An 18,499-nucleotide genomic window follows, 5' to 3' on the forward strand; every position below is an offset into this window, starting at 1 on the left:
AGCATCTACATCCGGCTTACCAGTTGTAACTCACCTTCGCCGTGATCTCCCGACCCGGATTGTAGTAGTTAGCCGTCCCCGACCCCACCACATGCTGCTCGTCGAACAGGTTGCTGACGTTCAGCGCCAGGTCCGTACCCTTGGCAATCCTGTAGTTGAAGGCCGCATCGAACAGCGTGGTGCCGTCGGTCTTGCGGGTGTTGGCGGCGTCCAGGAAATAGGCGCCGACATACCGCGCACCCAGGCCCACGCTCACGTCCGTGCCCGGCACGTCGTAGTAGCTCCACAGCGAAGCGGTGTGCCGCGGTGCGATGGTGAACTCGTTGCCCTTGAGCGAACTGCCGTCGTACAGCGAACCACGCACCACATCGGACTTCATGTACGAGTAGGCACCGATCAGGCTGAGTTCCTGGGTGATCTGCTCCTTGGCTTCCAGATCGAGACCCTTGGCGTGCGACTCGCCCACCGTCTGCTGCTCGATGATGCCGCTCGGCAGCACCACGGCGATGGTCACGTTTTCCTGGGTCAGGTCATACACGGCCGCCGAGAAGATCGCGTCCATGTTCATCGGCGAGTACTTCACGCCCACTTCGTACTGCCGGCCGGTCTGCGGGGTCACGCCCACCTGCGGCGGCGACACCGATTCCACCATGCTGACGTAAGTGGACACCTCGTCGTTGACGATGTAGGTCAGCGCGCCCCGGTAGGAGGTTTCCGAGAAGTTGTCCTTGTCGTCGAACTGCACCGGGCTGGAGTACAGGTTGTAGCCCTTGCTGGACAACTTCATGGAGTCGTTGCGCACGCCACCGGTGAGGATGAAGCGCTCGTAGAACGACAGGTTCTGCTGGAGGAACACGGCCTTGGTGGTGGCCTCGTTCTTTTTCGCGGTGTAGGGCGTCAGCGTGCGCGAGACGCCGCTGAACACAGGGTTGGCAATGTCGATCGAGGACGTCGGGGCGTAGACGGAACTGTCCTTGGTCGATGAGTCGAGGTACTCCACGCCCACCAGGCTGCTGCTGTCGATGTTCTCGAAGCGGGCGTCGTATTGCAGCATCAGGTTGCCGTTGAACTGGTTGGCCTCGCTGTCCGTGCCCAGCAGGTAGCGGGGGATCACGGTGCCGACGCGGGAAGCGTTGTCGCTCAGGTAGGCGTAGCCATAGTCATCGGTGAGCTTGCTGTAGCGCAGGTTGCCGCGCAGCACGAAGCCGTTGTCGAAGTCGTGGGTGACGTTGCCGCTGAGGCTGGTGCGCTCGACATCGTGGTAGTTGAAGCCGGGCTCGCCAAAGAACTTGCTGCGGTCGTATTCCTTGTCCATCGGGTAGCCGCCGCTGTTGGGCGAGCTGTTGCTCTTCAGGTAGTCGAGGATCACCGTGCCGGAGGTGTAGTCCGTCGGCGCCCAGGTCAGGCCGCCCATGATGAAGCGGTCGTCGTCCTGGGAGTGCTTGTACTCGCGGTCGCTGTCCTGGATCTTCGCCGTGAGGCGGCCAGCCACGGTCTTGTCGTCGTTCAGGGCATCGGTGACGTCGATGCCGGTCTCGACATGGTTGAACGAGCCGTAGGTCACATAGCCCTGGCCCGACTGCTCGAAGCGCGGTTGCTTGGTCACGAAGTTCACCGATCCACCCGGGTCGGCCGGGCCGAACAGGGTGGAGTTGGCGCCGCGCAGGATCTCGATGCGCTCGTAGGCGAACGGGTCTTCGCGCACGCCGCGCATCGAGCTGAGGGTCAGGCCGTCGCGGTAGGTAGTGGCCTGGAAGCCGCGGATCTGGAAATAGTCGTTGCGGTCGTCGGAACCGTAGAAGTCGCTGACCACGCCCGGGGTGTACAGCAGGGCTTCTTCCGTGGTGCTGACGCTGCGCTGTTGCATTTCCTTGTTGGTCACCACCGACACGGAGGCTGGGGTGTTGAGGATGCTGGTGGCGACCTTGCCGCCGACCCACAGTTCCTTGGCCACCACCGAGTTGCTGTCGTCGTCGGCATTGACCTTGACCTTGGCGTTGACGATCACCGGGGCCAGGCGGTAGTCCTCGACGGCGGTGGAGTCGAGTTCCAGCGGGCCGGCGACTTTCTGTTGGGGGATCAGCAGGTAGGCATTCGGGCCTTGTTGCTCGACCTGCAAGCCGCTGCCCTGCAGCAGCGACGACAATGCCGTCGAGCTATCGAAAGTGCCGTTGACGCCCGGTGTGGTGTGGTTGGCGACGCTCGCGGCATCAAAGGACAGGCTGATGCCGGCCTCGCGGGCAAAGCGGTCCAGCGCGGTGGCCAGCGGGCCGGCGGCGATGTTCCACTGCTGGACCTGGTTGCGCGGCTCGGCGCTGGACGCTTGCGCCAGCACCGGTGCGGCGTGACTGCTGACGACCAAGCCAAAGAGTGCAGCGTGCAAGGCACGGCTCAAGGGATGGCGCTGTGGGACCTGGGACGAACTCATGTTCTCGCTCCGTGGAAGGGTATCGGCGACTGGCCTGTATTTCGGCCTTCCTTACAGGTCGAACGGGAATGCGAAACCACCTCATTCATTTTTATGAGGTTGACCGCGCGGCCCTCATCGCGGGCAACGCCCGCTCCCACAAGGTTTTGTGCAAACCGCACGAACGGGGCTCGGCGCGAAACCTGTGGGAGCGGGCGTTGCCCGCGATGAGGCCAGTACAGGCTCAGCCGGCAGCCGTCAGCGTCACCCAGTAACGGGTCCGGTAATCGACGCGAAGGCGCAGCGATTGTGCGACCAACGCCAGCACCTGGTCGTTGTCGGCCAGCTGGAAGGTGCCGGAGACCCGGCGATCCGCTACCTCTCTGGCACAACGCAACACGCCGTGGCGATAGCGCGCCAGTTCCACGACAAAGTCACCAAGGCGCATGTCGCGGGCGCTGATCACCCCATCCCCCCAGCTCCACACATCCAGGCCGTTGTCCCTGAACGGCTGGATGCCATCCGCCGTGAACAGCAACTGGTTCCCGGCCTGCAGGCTGCTGTCGCCACCGGCCAGGGGCTGGCCAAGCCTGGGAAACACATCGACCGTACCGCCCTGCACCGCGAGCAGTGTGCCGTCGTCACGCTCGCGCACCAGCAGGCGGCTGCCCTTGGCGCGTAGGAGGCCGTCGCGGGTCCGCACCCAGAAGGGACGCTCGTCCGCGCCGATATTCACGATGATCTCGCCGCGCTGCAGGATGACCAGGCGGCGCTGTGCATCGAAATCACTGTCGACGGCACTGTCGCTGTTGAGTTGGACCAGGCTGTTGTCACCGAGCCGGACCTGGCGTTGCTCGCCGGTATCGCTGTGCTGCTGGGCAAACAGAGCGGGCAAGGGCGTCTGGTCCCGGGCCAGCCACGCTGCCGTCCCCACGGCGGCCAGCATGCCCAGGCGCTTCAGGCTTTCCCGTCGGTGCATGCCGCGCTGGGCGCCATTGAGGGTGCTGCGGGCCAGTTGCGGCGGGATCCCGGTGAAGTCGTCCCCGAGGCTTTCCACCCGTTGCCACGCCAAGGCATGCTCCGGGCGCTGTTGCAGCCAGTGCTCGAACCTGCGCCGGGTCTCTTCGTCGGCATGATTGAAGCGCAGGCTCACCAGCCAGTGGATCGCCTGGTCGACGACGGCCGGATCCAGGGCTTTGGACTCACGACTCGGCATAGCGCAAGCGATAGCAATGTTGCAGGGCAGTGGCCAGGTCGCGCTCCACCGTGGCGCGGGAAACCCCCAGCCGCTGGGCGATCTGCGGGCAGCTCAGGCCGTCGATCTGGGCCAGCAGGAAGGCCTGGCGGGTGCGTGGCTTGAGCCGGTCGAGCATGCGGTCGATGCGTTCCAGCGCATCGAGGATCAGCCGGCGGCTTTCTTCCGAGGGGACTTCTTGCTCAGGGAGAAGCTGGACGCTTTCCAGATAGGCCCGTTCGAGTTCGCGACGGCGGTACTGATCGATCATCAGGCCGCGTGCGATGCTGCTCAGGTAGGCCCGGGGCTCGCGCAGAGGACTGGACTGGCGTGACTTGAGCAGGCGCACGAAGGTGTCCTGCGCCAGGTCCGCGGCATGCTCGTGACAGCCGACGCGCCGGCTCAGCCAGCCGTGCAGCCACGAGTGGTGGGTGCGATAGAGCAGCCCCAGGTCGGCGGTACCGAGTGTCTCGTCGCTGCGCATCGTCATCCCGGAAATAACGTGATTGATAATAATTTGCAATTCTACTCGCGTGTCCGGGGCTCAGGCAAATGTGTGGTCTGGCGTTGTGGGAGCGAGCACGCTCGCTCCCACAACGATTACCGCTCGCAGGTCGCCCCGAACAGCAGCACCGATGGTGACGGCGTGGACCGAGGCGGTGATCTGGATGGGGATGCGCTCCTAAAAAAGCGCCCGCTCGACGCCGGGTGGTTCTACGACTGGAAGTCGGCGCCGCCTTACGATGAGACGCTGCTCGGCGCTTGCAGGCTGTTGGTTGCGGAATAGGGGGGCGACAGAGCAACGGAGGGGCGTGATGCCAGGCGAGAACCGATGAAGGCCCATTTGTACGTAGCCTCGAACGGCCATTTGGTAATTGATTTGCCTGACTCTTCGGGGGCCGACTGGGAGGCTCTGGAGAACAAGATCATTGATAGATGGGGCTTCCAGCGTATTGGCACCACAATGGTCGGCCTGGATGAAAAGATTTACCCGAGCCTCAAGCGTTCGGACCTGACCCTTGCGGCAGGTTGGGATATCTGGTCGGGGCACTACCTGTTATCCGAATGCGTATCGGGTGATGAGTTCTTGAGGGCTCTGTTTTACGAGCTTGAGGACTGACCGGCTTATTGTCTTTCGACGGCACTACCGGCCCCCACAAAGTACCGATGCGAATACACCATCGAGACCCACCGCCACACCTGGCGGGAGCGGGCGTCCGGACAACCTCTTCCTCAAAGTTGACAAATTCACTCAACCTTCCATCGGCAAAATACAAAGCAACCTAACAAATGCCTGGACAATCATTGCCTAAGCAGACATATTTGCTTACATCACTGCCTAAGCAGGGTTCTCCCCCGATGCCCCACTTCACCCCCGAAAACTTCCAGACCTGCACCATCGGCCTGCTCCTGGGCCGAGCCGCGCTGGTCAAGGACCGCATCCTCGACCATCACCTCGAACCCTTCGGCGTCACCGCCGCGCAGTTCAAGGTGCTGATCATCGTCGCCCAGTTCGATGTCGATACCCCGGCCGAGCTGTCCCGCTACCTGAGCCTGGACAGCGGCTCGATGACACGCATGCTCGACCGCCTCGAACAGAAAGACCTGATCGAGCGCAGCCGCTGCCCCGAAGACCGTCGCCAGGTGCGCATCGCCCTGACCAGCGAAGGCCACAAGCTCGCTGATCGTCTGCCGGAAATCGGCGCCCAGGCCATGAACGAACTGGTCGGCGTGCTCGACCCGAGCGAGCTGGAAACCCTCACCAGCCTGTTGACCAAGGTCCTGATCAACGCCGGCGACAGCGTCACCGCCCTGCGGGTAGGTGCGAAATGAACAAAGCCACCCTGAGCCTGCTGTTCATTGCCCTGAGCCTGGCCGGTTGCGCCAGCTACGAAGGCCTGTCGACCAGCGGCAAGCGCCTGTCCGCCAGCGAACTGCAAGCCGGCAAGACCCTTGAAGGGGTCACTCTGTCTCCCGCCGCCTGGCCGCAACAGGACTGGTGGCGCAGCCTCGGCGATCCGCAACTGGACGGCCTGATCGGCGAAGCCCTGCGCGACAGCCCGGACATGCAGATCGCCAGCGCCCGCGCTCACCAGGCCAGCGCCGCCGCCTCCGCTGCCGATGCCGCACGCATGCCGACCCTGGATGCCAGCGCCGGCGTCAGCCGCGCGCGCCTGGCCCGTGACCAGGACCCGAGCGGGCAGGGCGGGACCTATTCGACGGTGCGCAAGATCGGCCTCGACTTCAACTACACCTTCGACCTCTGGGGCGGCCAGCGTGCTGCCTGGGAAGCCGCACTGGGCCAGGCCCGCGCCGCCGAGGTGGATCGCCAGGCCGCCAGCCTGACCCTGGCCGCCGACGTCGCCCGCGCCTACAGCCAGCTGGGCCAGGCCTATATCGTCAACGACCTGACCCAGGAAGACCTCAAGCGCACCCTGCAGATGCTCGACCTGGGCAAGCGCCGCCTGGCCGCCGGGATCGACAGCGACTACCAGTTGCAACAGACCGAAAGCCTCGCCGCCAGCTCGCAAGAGCAGGCGATCGATGCCGCGAAACAGCTGCGTAGCGCGCAGATCGCCCTTGCCGTATTGCTCGGCAAGGGCCCCGATCGCGCCCGGCAGATCGCCCGTCCCGCCGTGCTCAAGCCCGGCGCCGTGGCGCTGCCGTCGGTACTGCCGGCCGAACTGCTGGGTCGGCGTCCCGACCTGGTGGCCGCGCGCTGGCGGGTCGAGGCGGCAAGCAAGTCGATCGACGCCAGCAAGACGCGCTTCTACCCCAACCTCAACCTGAGTGCCGCCGCCGGCACCGAGGCCTTGCTGGGCGATGCGATCTTCGGTGCGCCGAGCCGCTTCTTCAGCATCGCCCCGACCGTGTCGCTGCCGATCTTCGACGGCGGCCGCTTGCGCGCCGACCTCGATGCCCGCGACGCCGACTACGACCTCGCCGTGGCCCAGTACAACAAAAGCCTGGTCAACGCCCTCGGTGAAGTCAGCGACAGCATCGACCAGCTCCATGCCCTCAGCGAGCAGGTCGCCGCCAAGCAGCGCGCCGCCGACGTCGCCCAGCAGTCCTACGACACGGTGATGCAGCGCTACGGCTCCGGCATCGGCAACTTCCTCGACGTGCTGAGCATCGAGCAGCAACTGCTGCAGGCCCAGCGCCAGCTGGCCGAGCTCAACGCCGAGCGCATCGACCGCTCGATCCTGCTGATGCAGGCCCTCGGCGGTGGCTTCCAGGCCAGCGCGACACCCGAACAACAGCAGGCCGCGACAGCGTCGTCGGTCTCCCGTCATCCATAACGCCAAGGTATTCGTCATGGCCAATACAACGGACACTGCCGCCAACGAGCAGGACGTCAACAACCAGCGCAAACGCAAGACCTGGCTGCTCGGCCTGCTGCTCATCGTGCTCGCCCTCGGCGCCGGCACCTGGGCCTGGCACGAACTCTACGGGCGCTGGAGCGAAAGCACCGACGACGCCTACGTCAACGGCAACGTGGTGGAAATCACCCCGCTGATCACCGGCACCGTGATCAGCATCGGCGCCGACGACGGCGATCTGGTCCACGCCGGCCAGGAACTGATCCGCTTCGATCCGAGCGACGCCGAGGTCGCCCTGCAAGCCTCCGAGGCCAAGCTGGCCCGGGCGGTGCGCCAGGTGCGCGGCCTGTACAGTAACGTCGACGGGCAGAAGGCCCAGGTCGAGGCACGCAAGGCCGAGCTGCAGAAGGCCCAGGAAAACTTCAACCGGCGCAAGACCCTCGCCGCCGGCGGGGCGATCTCCCAGGAAGAACTGTCCCACGCCCGTGACGACCTGGCCTCGGCGCAGAGCGCCCTGGCCAATGCCAAGCAACAGCTCAACACCACCGCCGCGCTGGTCGACGACACGGTGATCTCGTCCCACCCGGACGTGCGCGCCGCCGCGGCCGAACTGCGCCAGGCCTACCTGGACAATGCCCGTACCACCCTGGTGGCGCCGGTTACCGGCTATGTCGCCAAGCGCACCGTGCAACTGGGCCAGCGCCTGCAGCCGGGCACCGCGACCATGGCGGTGATCCCCCTCGACCAACTGTGGATCGACGCCAACTTCAAGGAAACCCAACTGCGCAACATGCGCATCGGCCAGCCGGTGGACATCACCACCGACCTGTACGGTAGCGACGTGAAGTACAGCGGCACCATCGACAGCCTCGGCGCCGGTACCGGCTCGGCCTTCGCCCTGCTGCCGGCGCAGAACGCCACTGGCAACTGGATCAAGATCGTCCAGCGCGTGCCGGTGCGCGTGCATATCAACCCCGAGCAACTGGCCCAGCACCCGCTGCGCATCGGCCTGTCGACCCTGGTCGACGTCGACCTGCACGACCAGAGCGGCCCGGTCCTGGCCCAGCAGCCACCGCAGCAGGCGTCCTTCGCCACCCAGGTGTATGACCGTCAACTGGCCGAGGCCGACACCCTGATCGCCCGGTTGATCCACGACAACAGCGCCAGCGACAAGACTGCACAGCGATGAGCAACCAGGCCTCGTTCACCCCGCCGAGCCTGCTGCTGACCACCATCGGCCTGTCCCTGGCGACCTTCATGCAGGTGCTCGACACCACCATCGCCAACGTGGCGTTGCCGACCATTTCCGGCAACCTCGGGGTCAGCTCGGAGCAGGGCACCTGGGTGATCACTTCGTTCGCGGTGAGCAACGCCATTGCCTTGCCGCTGACCGGTTGGCTGAGCCGGCGCTTCGGCGAGGTCAAGCTGTTCATCTGGGCGACCTTGCTGTTCGTGCTGGCCTCGTTCCTCTGCGGCATCTCGCAGTCGATGCCGGAACTGGTGGGCTTCCGCGTGCTCCAGGGCGTGGTCGCCGGGCCGCTTTACCCGATGACCCAGACCCTGCTGATCGCGGTCTATCCGCCGGCGAAGCGAGGGATGGCGCTAGCGCTATTGGCGATGGTCACGGTGGTGGCGCCCATCGCCGGGCCGATCCTCGGCGGCTGGATCACCGACAGCTACAGCTGGCCGTGGATCTTCTTCATCAACGTGCCGATCGGCCTGTTCGCCGCCGCCGTGGTCCGCCAGCAGATGCGCACGCGGCCGGTGCAGACTGTGCGCCAGCCGATGGACTACATCGGCCTGCTGAGCCTGATCATCGGCGTCGGCGCCTTGCAGATCGTGCTCGACAAGGGCAACGACCTGGACTGGTTCGAGTCGAGCTTCATCGTCGTCGGCAGCCTGATCTCGGTGGTGTTCATCGCCGTGTTCATCATCTGGGAACTGACCGACAAGCACCCGGTGGTCAACCTGCGGCTGTTCGTCCATCGCAACTTCCGCATCGGCACCATCGTCCTGGTGGGCGGCTACGCCGGGTTCTTCGGCATCAACCTGATCCTGCCGCAGTGGCTGCAGACGCAGATGGGCTACACCGCGACCTGGGCCGGCCTGGCGGTGGCGCCGATCGGCCTGCTGCCGGTGCTGATGTCGCCCTTCGTCGGCAAGTACGCGCACCGCTTCGACCTGCGCCTGCTGGCCGGCCTGGCGTTCCTGGCGATCGGCCTGAGCTGCTTCATGCGTGCGCAGTTCACCCATGAGGTGGACTTCCAGCACGTGGCCATGGTCCAGTTGTTCATGGGCGTCGGCGTGGCGCTGTTCTTCATGCCGACCCTGAGCATCCTGCTCTCGGACCTGCCACCCCATCAGATCGCCGACGGCTCTGGCCTGGCGACCTTCCTGCGGACTCTGGGTGGCAGCTTCGCGGCGTCGCTGACCACCTGGATCTGGATCCGCCGTGCCGACCAGCACCATGCTTACTTAAGCGAAAGCATCAGCACCTACGAGCCGGCGACCCGCGAGGCGTTGCAGCAGATGGGCGGGGCAGGGGGCGTGGCGTACCGGCAACTGGAGCAGATGCTCAACAGTCAGGCGTACATGATGTCGACGGTGGATTACTTCACCCTGATGGGCTGGGTATTCGCCGGGTTGATCCTGCTGGTGTGGCTGGCGAAACCGCCGTTTGCGGCGAAGGCGGGGCCGGCGTCGGGCGGGCATTGAGGCGGGAAAGAGTGAAAACCCGAGGCGCGCCTGGCGCGCCCCGGGTCAGGGCATTCAGAGTTGCTGGATGCCGGTGATGTGCGGTGCGCCCTTGGTCGGTGCGTAGATCGACACGATCACTTTGTAGATCACTTCGGTGCCCGGTACCTGGGCATTGCTCAGGTAACGGTAGTTGGTGCCGTTGACGACCTGGGTCGACACTTCCAGCGGGGTGTAGTGCACGCCTACGAAGCCCTTGAGGGCTTCTTCGAAGACTTTCTTGTCCTGGGCGGTCAGTGGGTGATACGGAGTCCAGCCACCAACCAGTTGCGCTTGAGCACTCATGCATCTCACTCCTTGATAAGTTCCTACTCGTCTGGCTTTTCGGATATCGCCCCGTCTATTTCAATGGTTTCCGGCATCCATGTTCGCGGTGTCCATCGTGTGAACCAGGTCACAGAGAGGCCATAAAATAGCACTGGCAATTCTGCTGTCTGTCGGTTATAGCCCTTTGCTTTTGTAGGTGAATGGCGATTTGGTATGACTGGTTGGGAGGTGGCTGGTGCTGGTGCTGGTGCCCGGTATTGTGTGTTGATCCATTTGCGATGGCGACGCTGAGTCACCTTTTCGCCCCCTGGCGACCCCCTTTTGAAAAGCGCAAAAGGGGGCAAAACGCTCTTGCTCCTGCATCCGGCCCTCCGCTTCGCTCCGGGTTCCTTCCTTCCGCACTGACTCCGGGGGCCGCGCCATACGGGCTCCTGCCCTATGGCGCTTTCCGGGCCATCCATGGCCCTCCACCCCCTCCATCAGCGCTCCACTCAGCCTCCTGATGTCGCGGGCAGATCAAGAGCCAGATCAAAAGCAAAGCAAGAGCAAAGCAAAAGCAAAAGCAAAAACCAGAGCGCAGCCACCACCACTCCTGAGAACACCCTCGCCCGGCAAGAGCGCAGCGAATTGTGCTCTTGATCTTGATCTACCTGCGACATCAGGAGGCCGAGTGGAGCGCTGATGTAGGGGGTGGAGGGCCATGGATGGCCCGGAAAGCGCCATAGGGCAGGAGCCCGTATGGCGCGGCCCCCGGAATCAGTGCGGAGGGAGGGAACCCGTAGCGAAGCGAAGGGCCGGATGCAGGAGCGAAAGCGTTTTGCCCACTTTTGCGCTTTTCAAAAGTGGGTCGCCGTAAGGGCGAAAAGGTGACTCCGCGTCGCCTTGGCAAACGGATATGCACGCAAGCGCCAGCACCAGCACCAGCCCAAAGACAGCCCCCCTGCATGCACAAATGGGATAGCACTCTGCACGATCCGGATATTCCCCCGCCTCCCCCAACCCTAACCTGACGTGGCCTGAACAATAACAACGGAGGCCCTGGCCATGTCCCTGGGATTCGACTACCTCAATGCCATGCTCGAGGACGACCGCGAATCGGGCGTCTACCGCTGCAAGCGGGAGATGTTCACCGACCCGCGCCTGTTCGACCTGGAGATGAAGCACATCTTCGAGGGCAACTGGATCTACCTGGCCCATGAAAGCCAGATCCCCGAGAAGAACGACTTCCTCAGCCTGACCATGGGCCGCCAGCCGGTGTTCATCGCGCGCAACAAGGACGGCGAGCTGAACGCCTTCCTCAATGCCTGCAGCCATCGCGGCGCCATGCTCTGCCGGCACAAGCGCGGCAACCGCTCCAGCTACACCTGCCCGTTCCATGGCTGGACCTTCAACAACAGCGGCAAGCTGCTCAAGGTCAAGGACCCGGCCAACGCCGGCTACCCGGACAGCTTCAACTGCGACGGCTCCCACGACCTGACGAAAGTGGCGCGCTTCGAGTCCTATCGCGGTTTCCTGTTCGGCAGCCTCAACGCCGACGTGAAGCCATTGGTGGAGCACCTGGGCGAGTCGGCGAAGATCATCGACATGATCGTCGACCAGTCGCCGGAAGGCCTGGAAGTGCTGCGCGGCTCCAGTTCCTACATCTACGAAGGCAACTGGAAACTCACCGCGGAAAACGGTGCCGACGGCTATCACGTCAGCTCCGTGCACTGGAACTACGCCGCCACCCAGAACCAGCGCAAGCAGCGCGAGGCCGGTGAAGAAATCAAGACCATGAGCGCCGGTGCCTGGGCCAAGCAGGGCGGCGGTTTCTATTCCTTCGACCATGGCCACCTGCTGCTGTGGACGCGCTGGGCCAACCCGGAAGACCGTCCGGCCTACGAGCGCCGCGAGCAACTGGCCGCCGATTTCGGCCAGGCCCGCGCCGACTGGATGATCGAGAACTCGCGCAACCTGTGCCTGTACCCCAACGTCTACCTGATGGACCAGTTCAGCTCGCAGATCCGCATCGCCCGGCCGATCTCGGTGAACAAGACCGAAATCACCATCTACTGCATCGCGCCCAAGGGCGAGAGTGCCGAGGCCCGTGCCCGGCGCATCCGCCAGTACGAAGATTTCTTCAATGTCAGCGGCATGGCCACCCCCGACGACCTGGAGGAATTCCGTTCCTGCCAGACCGGCTACGGCGCCGGCAGCGGCTGGAATGACATGTCCCGCGGTGCCGCGCACTGGGTCGAGGGCGCTGACGAGGCAGCTCGCGAGATCGAACTCAAGCCGCTGCTGTCCGGCGTCCGTACCGAGGACGAAGGCCTGTTCGTGCTGCAGCACAAGTACTGGCAGGACACCCTGCTCAAGGCCCTGGAACAGGATCAGCGACTGATCCCCGTGGAGGCCGTGCAATGAGCCTGCATGACACGGTGCGCGACTTCCTCTACCGCGAAGCGCGCTACCTCGACGATGCCCAGTGGGACCAGTGGCTGGAGCTGTACGCCGCCAACGCGACCTTCTGGATGCCGTCGTGGGACGACAACGACCAACTCACCGAAGACCCGCAAAGCGAGATCTCGCTGATCTGGTACGGCAACCGCGGCGGCCTGGAAGACCGGATCTTCCGCATCAAGACCGAGCGCTCCAGCGCGACGGTGCCGGACACCCGCACCTCGCACAACATCAGCAATATCGAGATCGTCGAGCAGAGCGCGGAGCAGTGCCAGGTGCGCTTCAACTGGCACACCCTGAGCTTCCGCTACAAGACCACCGACTGCTACTTCGGCAGCAGCTTCTACACCCTCGACCTGCGCGGCGAGACGCCGCTGATCCTGGCGAAGAAGGTGGTGCTGAAGAACGACTACGTTCGCCAGGTCATCGACATCTATCACATCTGAGGTCACGGCGAAGGCCGTCCGGTGTGCCATTGCGGCGCGCCGTGGCGGGGTTCGCCCGCGAGGTGCCACATGAGCTTCCAGATCGCACTGAATTTCGAGGACGGGGTCACCCGTTTCATCCACGCTGAAGGCCACGAGACTGTGGCCGACGCCGCCTATCGCCAGGGCATCAACATCCCTCTGGACTGCCGCGACGGCGCCTGTGGCACCTGCAAGTGCCAGGCCGAATCGGGGCGCTACGACCTCGGTGACAACTTCATCGAGGACGCGCTGAGCGAGGACGAGATCGCCCGCGGCTACGTGCTTACCTGCCAGATGCGTGCCGAGAGCGATTGCGTGGTGCGCATCCCGGCCTCGTCGCAGCTGTGCAAGACCGAGCAGGCCAGTTTCGAGGCGGCCATCAGCGAGGTGCGGCAGTTGTCCGCCAGCACCATAGCGCTTTCCATCAAAGGCGAGTCCCTGAGCCGCCTGGCTTTCCTGCCGGGGCAGTACGTCAACCTCAAGGTGCCGGGCAGCGAGCAGAGCCGGGCTTACTCCTTCAGTTCGCTGCAGCGTGATGGCGAGGTCAGCTTCCTGATCCGCAACGTGCCGGGTGGGTTGATGAGCAGCTTCCTCACCGGGCTGGCCAAGGCCGGTGACCAGATGACCCTTGCCGGGCCGTTGGGCAGCTTCTACCTGCGCCCGATTCAGCGGCCGTTGCTGCTGCTGGCGGGTGGCACCGGGCTGGCGCCGTTCACCGCGATGCTGGAGAAGATCGCCGAACAGGGCAGCGCGCATCCGGTGCATTTGATCTATGGCGTGACCAACGACTTCGACCTGGTCGAGCTGGATCGCCTGCAGGACCTGGCGGCGCGGATTCCCGGCTTCACCTTCAGCGCCTGCGTGGCCAATCCCGAGAGCCAGTACCCGCAGAAGGGCTATGTCACCCAGCATATCGAGCCGGGCCACCTGAACGACGGCGATGTGGATGTGTACCTGTGCGGCCCGCCGCCGATGGTCGAGGCGGTGAGCCGGTACCTGGGGGAGCAGGGGATCAATCCTGCGAATTTCTACTTCGAGAAGTTCGCGGCTGCCGCTTGAGTTTCTCGATGGGTTGCACTGGCCTCATCGCTGGCTTGCCAGCGATGAGGCCAGTAGCCACACAGCTGAGTCAGGAGAAGAACAATGAACAACAGATTCCAAGGCAAGGTCGCCCTGGTCACCGGTGCCGCCCAGGGCATCGGTCGCGGCGTGTGCTGGCGGCTCAAGGCCGAGGGCGCGAAGGTGGTGGCGGTGGACCGTTCCGAGCTGGTCCACGAGCTGGCCGGGGAGGGCATGCTGACCCTCACTGCCGACCTTGAGCACTACGAGGACTGCGCCCGGGTCATGGCCACCGCAGTCGAGACCTTCGGCCACCTCGATATCCTCGTCAACAACGTCGGCGGCACCATCTGGGCCAAGCCCTTCGAACACTATGAACAGGCCCAGATCGAAGCCGAAGTGCGCCGCTCGCTGTTCCCCACCCTGTGGTGCTGCCACGCCGCGCTGCCGTACATGCTCGAACGCAGCAGCGGCGCCATCGTCAACGTATCGTCCATTGCCACCCGCGGGGTCAATCGCGTGCCCTACGGCGCAGCCAAAGGCGGCATCAACGCGCTCACCGCCTGCCTGGCCTTCGAGACCGCCGGACGCGGCATCCGCGTCAACGCCACCGCCCCCGGCGGCACCGAGGCCCCACCCCGGCGCATCCCGCGCAACGCCGCCGAGCAGAGCGTCGACGAGAAAGCCTGGTACCAGCAGATCGTCGACCAGACCCTGTCCAGCAGCCTGATGAACCGCTACGGCAGCATCGACGAACAGGTCGGCGCCATCCTCTTCCTGGCTTCCGACGAGGCCTCCTACATCACCGGCACGACCCTGCCGGTAGGCGGTGGCGACCTCGGCTGAGTGCGCCTCCTGCAAGGTTTTCCTCGAACAACAAAAACAACGAGACAGATGCCATGCGAACCCTGGATATCCACCCGATCATCGATAACGCACGCTTTTCCCCCTTCCACTGGATGGTCATGGCCTGGTGCGGCCTGCTGCTGATCTTCGACGGCTACGACCTGTTCATCTACGGCGTGGTGCTGCCGGTGATCATGAAGGAATGGGGCCTGACCCCGCTGCAGGCCGGCGCCCTGGGCAGCTATGCGCTGTTCGGCATGATGTTCGGCGCCCTGGCCTTCGGCAGCCTGGCCGACCGCATTGGCCGCAAGAAGGGCATCGCCATCTGCTTCGCGCTGTTCTCCGGGGCGACCATCCTCAACGGCTTCGCCAGCAGCCCCAGCGAGTTCGGCATCTACCGCTTCATCGCCGGCCTTGGCTGCGGCGGCCTGATGCCCAATGCCGTGGCGCTGATGAACGAGTACGCGCCGAAACGCCTGCGCAGCACCCTGGTGGCGATCATGTTCAGCGGCTACTCGCTGGGCGGCATGCTCTCTGCCGGCGTCGGCATCTTCCTGCTGCCGCGCTTTGGTTGGGAATCGATGTTCTTCGCCGCCGCGCTGCCGTTGCTGCTGTTGCCGGTGATCCTTCACTACCTGCCGGAATCCATCGGATTCCTGGTACGCCAGGGCCGCACGGAAGAGGCGCGGGTGCTGCTCAAGCGCCTCGATCCCGACTGTGACGTGCAGCCTGAAGACCAGCTCCAGGCCATCGACCGCAAGGGCAAGGGCGCCTCGGTGCTGGAACTGTTCCGCGACGGCCTGGCGGTGCGCACCCTGGCCCTGTGGCTGGCGTTCTTCTGCTGCCTGCTGATGGTCTATGCCCTCAGTTCCTGGCTGCCCAAGCTGATGGCCAACGCGGGCTACAGCCTGGGGTCGAGCCTGTCGTTCCTGCTGGCGCTGAACTTCGGCGGCATGGCCGGAGCGATCCTCGGCGGCTGGCTGGGTGACCGCTACAACCTGGTCAAGGTCAAGGTGGCGTTCTTCCTCGCCGCCGCGCTGTCCATCAGCCTGCTCGGGGTCAACAGCCCGATGCCGGTGCTGTACCTGCTGATCTTCATCGCCGGCGCTACCACCATCGGCACGCAGATCCTTCTGTATGCCGGCGCCGCCCAGTTGTATGGCCTGTCGGTGCGCTCCACCGGCCTGGGCTGGGCCTCCGGTATTGGCCGTAACGGCGCCATCGTCGGTCCACTGCTGGGCGGGGCGCTGATGGGCATGCAACTGCCGCTGCAACTGAATTTCCTCGCCTTCGCCCTCCCTGGCGCGGTGGCCGCGCTGGCCATGGCCGTGCACCTGGCCAGCGGCAGGCGGGCCGCCGTGGTGCCGGCCGCCTCGGCCTGAGGCGCGGCGCGCTACTCCCACTTCAAGAAAACAAAAGAGGACCGCAATCATGACCGTGAAGATTTCCCAGACCCCCGCCATCCAGGCGTTCTTCGAAGAAGCGGCTGGCTTTCGCAACGACGAAGGCAGTCCGCGCCTGAAACGTATCGTCCAGCGCATCCTGCAGGACACCGCCCGTCTGATCGAAGACCTGGAAATCAGCGAGGACGAGTTCTGGCACGCTGTCGACTACCTCAACCGTTTGGGCGGCCGTGGCGAAGCCGGGTTGCTGGTCGCGGGGTTGGGTGTCGAACATTTCCTCGACTTGCTGCAGGACGCCAAGGACGCCGAGACCGGGCAGACCGGCGGCACCCCGCGGACCATCGAAGGCCCGCTGTACGTGGCCGGCGCACCGCTGGCCGAGGGCCAGGTGCGCATGGATGATGGCAGCGAGGAAAGTGTCGCCACACCGATGTTCCTCGAAGGCCGGGTATTGGACCCCGAAGGCCGGCCGCTGGCGGGCGCCACGGTGGACCTGTGGCATGCCAATACCCGCGGCACCTATTCGTTCTTCGACCAGAGCCAGTCGGATTTCAACCTGCGTCGCCGCATCGTCACCGATGGCGATGGCCGCTACCGCGCGCGCAGCATCGTGCCATCGGGGTACGGCTGCGATCCGCAGGGTCCGACCCAGGAATGCCTGGACCTGCTGGGCCGGCATGGCCAGCGTCCGGCCCACGTGCACTTCTTCATCTCGGCGCCGGGGCATCGGCACCTGACTACCCAGATCAATCTGTCCGGCGATCAGTACCTGTGGGACGACTTCGCCTATGCCACCCGCGACGGGCTGGTAGGTGAGGTGGTGTTCCGCGAGGACGGCGCGCGGGGTGTGCCGGGGCGGTATGCGGAGCTGGTGTTTGATTTCCATCTGCAGGCGGCTGTGGACACCGATGCCGAAGCCCGCAGCAAGCGGCCGCGGGCGCTTCAGCAAGCCTGATCGACAGTGCCGGCCTCGCCAGTTCCCACAGCTACCGCCGTGTTCTTCAGGGCAATGGAGATCCTTGTGGGAGCTGGCTTGCCAGCGATCGGGGCCACACAACAACCAGAGCCGGGCACCGGCCAATCCCTTGCGAGCAACCGTCATGAACACTCTGATCAAGGACTGCTCCCTGTCCGCCGTCATCGCCGGCCTGATCGCCACGCTGATTTCCTACGCCGGCCCGCTGGTGATCATCTTTCACGCCGCCGAAGCCGCCGGTCTGTCCCGCGGCCAGTTGTCGTCCTGGGTCTGGGCGGTGTCCCTGGGCAGTGCCGTACTCGGTGCCGTGCTCAGCCTGCGCTACCGTGTCCCGGTGGTGATCGCCTGGTCCATCCCCGGCTCGGCGCTGCTGGTCACGGCCCTGCCGCAATTGGGGCTGGAACAGGCCGTCGGCGCCTACCTGCTGGCCAACCTGATCCTGCTGGCCATCGGTATCAGCGGCGCCTTCGACCGTCTGATCGCCCGGCTTCCAGGTTCCATCGCCGCCGGCATGCAGGCCGGCATCCTGTTCAGCTTCGGCATCGAAGTGTTCCGCGCCTTGCCCGTGCAACCGCTGCTGGTCACGGCGATGTTCGTCACCTATGTGCTGATGCGCCGCATGCAACCGCGCTATGCGGTGGTGGCGGTACTGCTGGTTGGCGCGCTGGTGACCGTGGCCAGCGGGCAATTGCGCAGCGAGGCGCTGGTCATGGACCTGGCCTCGCCTGAACTGATTACGCCGCAATTCAGCCTGTCCGCCTTGTTCAGCCTCGCTCTGCCGCTGGTGCTGGTGGCCCTGACCGGTCAGTTCATGCCCGGTATGGTGGTCCTGCGAGGTGCCGGCTACCGCACCCCGGCCAGCCCATTGATAAGCGCCAGCGCCATTGGCGGCCTACTGCTGGCGCCGTTCGGCTGTCATGGCCTTAACCTGGCGGCGGTCACCGCCAGCCTCTGCACCGGTCGCGAAGCCCATGAAGACCCGCGTCGCCGCTATATCGCTGCACTCTCCGGCAGTGCCTTGTACCTGTTGCTGGGCATCGCCGGGGCGACCCTGATGTCGCTGTTCGCCGCCTTTCCCGCTGCCCTGATCGCCGCCTTGGCCGGGCTGGCCCTGTACGGCGCCATCAGCGAGGCCCTGAGCCGCAGCCTGGCCGAGCCGGCGGAGCGCGATGCGGGACTGTTCACTTTCCTGGTCACCGCCTCGGGAGTGTCCTTCCTCGGCCTGTCGGCGGCGTTCTGGGGCCTGCTGTTCGGCCTCGCCGCTCACGGCCTGCTGCGCCTGCGCAGACCTCAACCCGGTGCAGCCCTGCGCCGTGATGCCTGAAGG

General features: G+C 64.9%; 16 protein-coding genes. 12 read left to right on the forward strand and 4 right to left on the reverse strand.

Annotation, left to right across the window (positions count from 1 at the left end; genetic code table 11):
- Positions 1-16: 16 nt before the first annotated feature.
- The 3 genes from AC5QPF_RS10660 to AC5QPF_RS10670 all read right to left on the reverse strand — a co-directional run bounded on the left by AC5QPF_RS10660 (position 17) and on the right by AC5QPF_RS10670 (position 4,125).
- On the reverse strand, positions 17-2,428 hold the full coding sequence (locus AC5QPF_RS10660) for a TonB-dependent siderophore receptor (RefSeq protein WP_494963179.1): 2,412 nt from the start codon (positions 2,426-2,428) through the stop codon (positions 17-19).
- A gap of 223 nt (positions 2,429-2,651) precedes the next feature.
- Positions 2,652-3,623: a FecR domain-containing protein gene (locus AC5QPF_RS10665; protein WP_494963180.1), complete on the reverse strand. Its 972-nt coding sequence runs from the start codon at positions 3,621-3,623 to the stop codon at positions 2,652-2,654.
- Positions 3,610-4,125, reverse strand: a complete 516-nt coding sequence (locus AC5QPF_RS10670) for a sigma-70 family RNA polymerase sigma factor (RefSeq protein WP_458980297.1) — start codon at positions 4,123-4,125, stop codon at positions 3,610-3,612. Before AC5QPF_RS10670 ends, AC5QPF_RS10665 begins: the two co-directional genes overlap by 14 nt.
- A 348-nt stretch (positions 4,126-4,473) precedes the next feature.
- On the opposite strand from AC5QPF_RS10670, the gene AC5QPF_RS10675 reads away from it, so the two are divergent.
- The 5 genes from AC5QPF_RS10675 (at position 4,474) to AC5QPF_RS10695 (ending at position 9,676) form a co-directional block, all read left to right on the forward strand.
- A complete protein-coding gene (locus AC5QPF_RS10675; protein ID WP_494963181.1) occupies positions 4,474-4,761 on the forward strand; it encodes a hypothetical protein in 288 nt (95 codons plus the stop codon).
- Positions 4,762-5,000: 239 nt separating this feature from the next.
- Positions 5,001-5,474 (forward strand): MarR family transcriptional regulator, encoded by a 474-nt coding sequence (locus AC5QPF_RS10680; protein WP_494963182.1) that lies wholly within the window; start codon positions 5,001-5,003, stop codon positions 5,472-5,474.
- Positions 5,471-6,940 carry an efflux transporter outer membrane subunit gene (locus tag AC5QPF_RS10685; protein WP_494963183.1) on the forward strand — a complete coding sequence of 490 codons (1,470 nt, stop codon included), beginning with the start codon at positions 5,471-5,473 and terminating at the stop codon, positions 6,938-6,940. The genes AC5QPF_RS10680 and AC5QPF_RS10685 overlap by 4 nt, the downstream gene beginning before the upstream one ends.
- A 16-nt stretch (positions 6,941-6,956) precedes the next feature.
- Positions 6,957-8,150 (forward strand): HlyD family secretion protein, encoded by a 1,194-nt coding sequence (locus tag AC5QPF_RS10690; RefSeq protein ID WP_494963184.1) that lies wholly within the window; start codon positions 6,957-6,959, stop codon positions 8,148-8,150.
- Positions 8,147-9,676, forward strand: a complete 1,530-nt coding sequence (locus AC5QPF_RS10695) for a DHA2 family efflux MFS transporter permease subunit (RefSeq protein ID WP_494963185.1) — start codon at positions 8,147-8,149, stop codon at positions 9,674-9,676. The genes AC5QPF_RS10690 and AC5QPF_RS10695 overlap by 4 nt, the downstream gene beginning before the upstream one ends.
- 54 nt (positions 9,677-9,730) lie before the next feature.
- Here the strand turns inward: AC5QPF_RS10695 and AC5QPF_RS10700 are convergent, their stop codons facing one another.
- A complete protein-coding gene (locus tag AC5QPF_RS10700; RefSeq protein ID WP_494963186.1) occupies positions 9,731-10,000 on the reverse strand; it encodes a hypothetical protein in 270 nt (89 codons plus the stop codon).
- 1,026 nt (positions 10,001-11,026) lie between these two features.
- On the opposite strand from AC5QPF_RS10700, the gene benA reads away from it, so the two are divergent.
- The 7 genes from benA (at position 11,027) to AC5QPF_RS10735 (ending at position 18,496) form a co-directional block, all read left to right on the forward strand.
- Positions 11,027-12,385, forward strand: a complete 1,359-nt coding sequence (benA, locus tag AC5QPF_RS10705) for a benzoate 1,2-dioxygenase large subunit (protein ID WP_494963187.1) — start codon at positions 11,027-11,029, stop codon at positions 12,383-12,385.
- The gene (benB, locus tag AC5QPF_RS10710) at positions 12,382-12,867 is read left to right on the forward strand and encodes a benzoate 1,2-dioxygenase small subunit (RefSeq protein ID WP_494963188.1); all 486 of its coding nucleotides are present in this window, start codon (positions 12,382-12,384) and stop codon (positions 12,865-12,867) included. Before benA ends, benB begins: the two co-directional genes overlap by 4 nt.
- Positions 12,868-12,936: 69 nt before the next feature.
- Positions 12,937-13,947 (forward strand): benzoate 1,2-dioxygenase electron transfer component BenC, encoded by a 1,011-nt coding sequence (gene benC / locus AC5QPF_RS10715; RefSeq protein ID WP_494963189.1) that lies wholly within the window; start codon positions 12,937-12,939, stop codon positions 13,945-13,947.
- 84 nt (positions 13,948-14,031) lie between these two features.
- Positions 14,032-14,793 carry a 1,6-dihydroxycyclohexa-2,4-diene-1-carboxylate dehydrogenase gene (locus AC5QPF_RS10720; protein WP_494963190.1) on the forward strand — a complete coding sequence of 254 codons (762 nt, stop codon included), beginning with the start codon at positions 14,032-14,034 and terminating at the stop codon, positions 14,791-14,793.
- 53 nt (positions 14,794-14,846) lie between these two features.
- Positions 14,847-16,175 carry an MFS transporter gene (locus tag AC5QPF_RS10725; protein ID WP_494963191.1) on the forward strand — a complete coding sequence of 443 codons (1,329 nt, stop codon included), beginning with the start codon at positions 14,847-14,849 and terminating at the stop codon, positions 16,173-16,175.
- A gap of 49 nt (positions 16,176-16,224) precedes the next feature.
- Complete coding sequence (catA, locus tag AC5QPF_RS10730) at positions 16,225-17,151, forward strand: catechol 1,2-dioxygenase (RefSeq protein ID WP_494963192.1); 927 nt, start codon at positions 16,225-16,227, stop codon at positions 17,149-17,151.
- Positions 17,152-17,296: 145 nt separating this feature from the next.
- Positions 17,297-18,496: a benzoate/H(+) symporter BenE family transporter gene (locus tag AC5QPF_RS10735; protein WP_494963193.1), complete on the forward strand. Its 1,200-nt coding sequence runs from the start codon at positions 17,297-17,299 to the stop codon at positions 18,494-18,496.
- Positions 18,497-18,499 lie beyond the last annotated feature (3 nt).

The organism is Pseudomonas sp. Con_6 (assembly GCF_059379395.1).

Bases quoted from the DNA above. Each gene is read 5' to 3' on its own strand.
- AC5QPF_RS10660 (WP_494963179.1), bottom strand. From the start codon at position 2,428: ATGAGTTCGTCCCAGGTCCCACAGCGCCATCCCTTGAGCCGTGCCTTG.
- AC5QPF_RS10665 (WP_494963180.1), bottom strand. From the start codon at position 3,623: ATGCCGAGTCGTGAGTCCAAAGCCCTGGATCCGGCCGTCGTCGACCAG.
- AC5QPF_RS10670 (WP_458980297.1), bottom strand. From the start codon at position 4,125: ATGCGCAGCGACGAGACACTCGGTACCGCCGACCTGGGGCTGCTCTAT.
- AC5QPF_RS10675 (WP_494963181.1), top strand. From the start codon at position 4,474: ATGAAGGCCCATTTGTACGTAGCCTCGAACGGCCATTTGGTAATTGAT.
- AC5QPF_RS10680 (WP_494963182.1), top strand. From the start codon at position 5,001: ATGCCCCACTTCACCCCCGAAAACTTCCAGACCTGCACCATCGGCCTG.
- AC5QPF_RS10685 (WP_494963183.1), top strand. From the start codon at position 5,471: ATGAACAAAGCCACCCTGAGCCTGCTGTTCATTGCCCTGAGCCTGGCC.
- AC5QPF_RS10690 (WP_494963184.1), top strand. From the start codon at position 6,957: ATGGCCAATACAACGGACACTGCCGCCAACGAGCAGGACGTCAACAAC.
- AC5QPF_RS10695 (WP_494963185.1), top strand. From the start codon at position 8,147: ATGAGCAACCAGGCCTCGTTCACCCCGCCGAGCCTGCTGCTGACCACC.
- AC5QPF_RS10700 (WP_494963186.1), bottom strand. From the start codon at position 10,000: ATGAGTGCTCAAGCGCAACTGGTTGGTGGCTGGACTCCGTATCACCCA.
- benA (WP_494963187.1), top strand. From the start codon at position 11,027: ATGTCCCTGGGATTCGACTACCTCAATGCCATGCTCGAGGACGACCGC.
- benB (WP_494963188.1), top strand. From the start codon at position 12,382: ATGAGCCTGCATGACACGGTGCGCGACTTCCTCTACCGCGAAGCGCGC.
- benC (WP_494963189.1), top strand. From the start codon at position 12,937: ATGAGCTTCCAGATCGCACTGAATTTCGAGGACGGGGTCACCCGTTTC.
- AC5QPF_RS10720 (WP_494963190.1), top strand. From the start codon at position 14,032: ATGAACAACAGATTCCAAGGCAAGGTCGCCCTGGTCACCGGTGCCGCC.
- AC5QPF_RS10725 (WP_494963191.1), top strand. From the start codon at position 14,847: ATGCGAACCCTGGATATCCACCCGATCATCGATAACGCACGCTTTTCC.
- catA (WP_494963192.1), top strand. From the start codon at position 16,225: ATGACCGTGAAGATTTCCCAGACCCCCGCCATCCAGGCGTTCTTCGAA.
- AC5QPF_RS10735 (WP_494963193.1), top strand. From the start codon at position 17,297: ATGAACACTCTGATCAAGGACTGCTCCCTGTCCGCCGTCATCGCCGGC.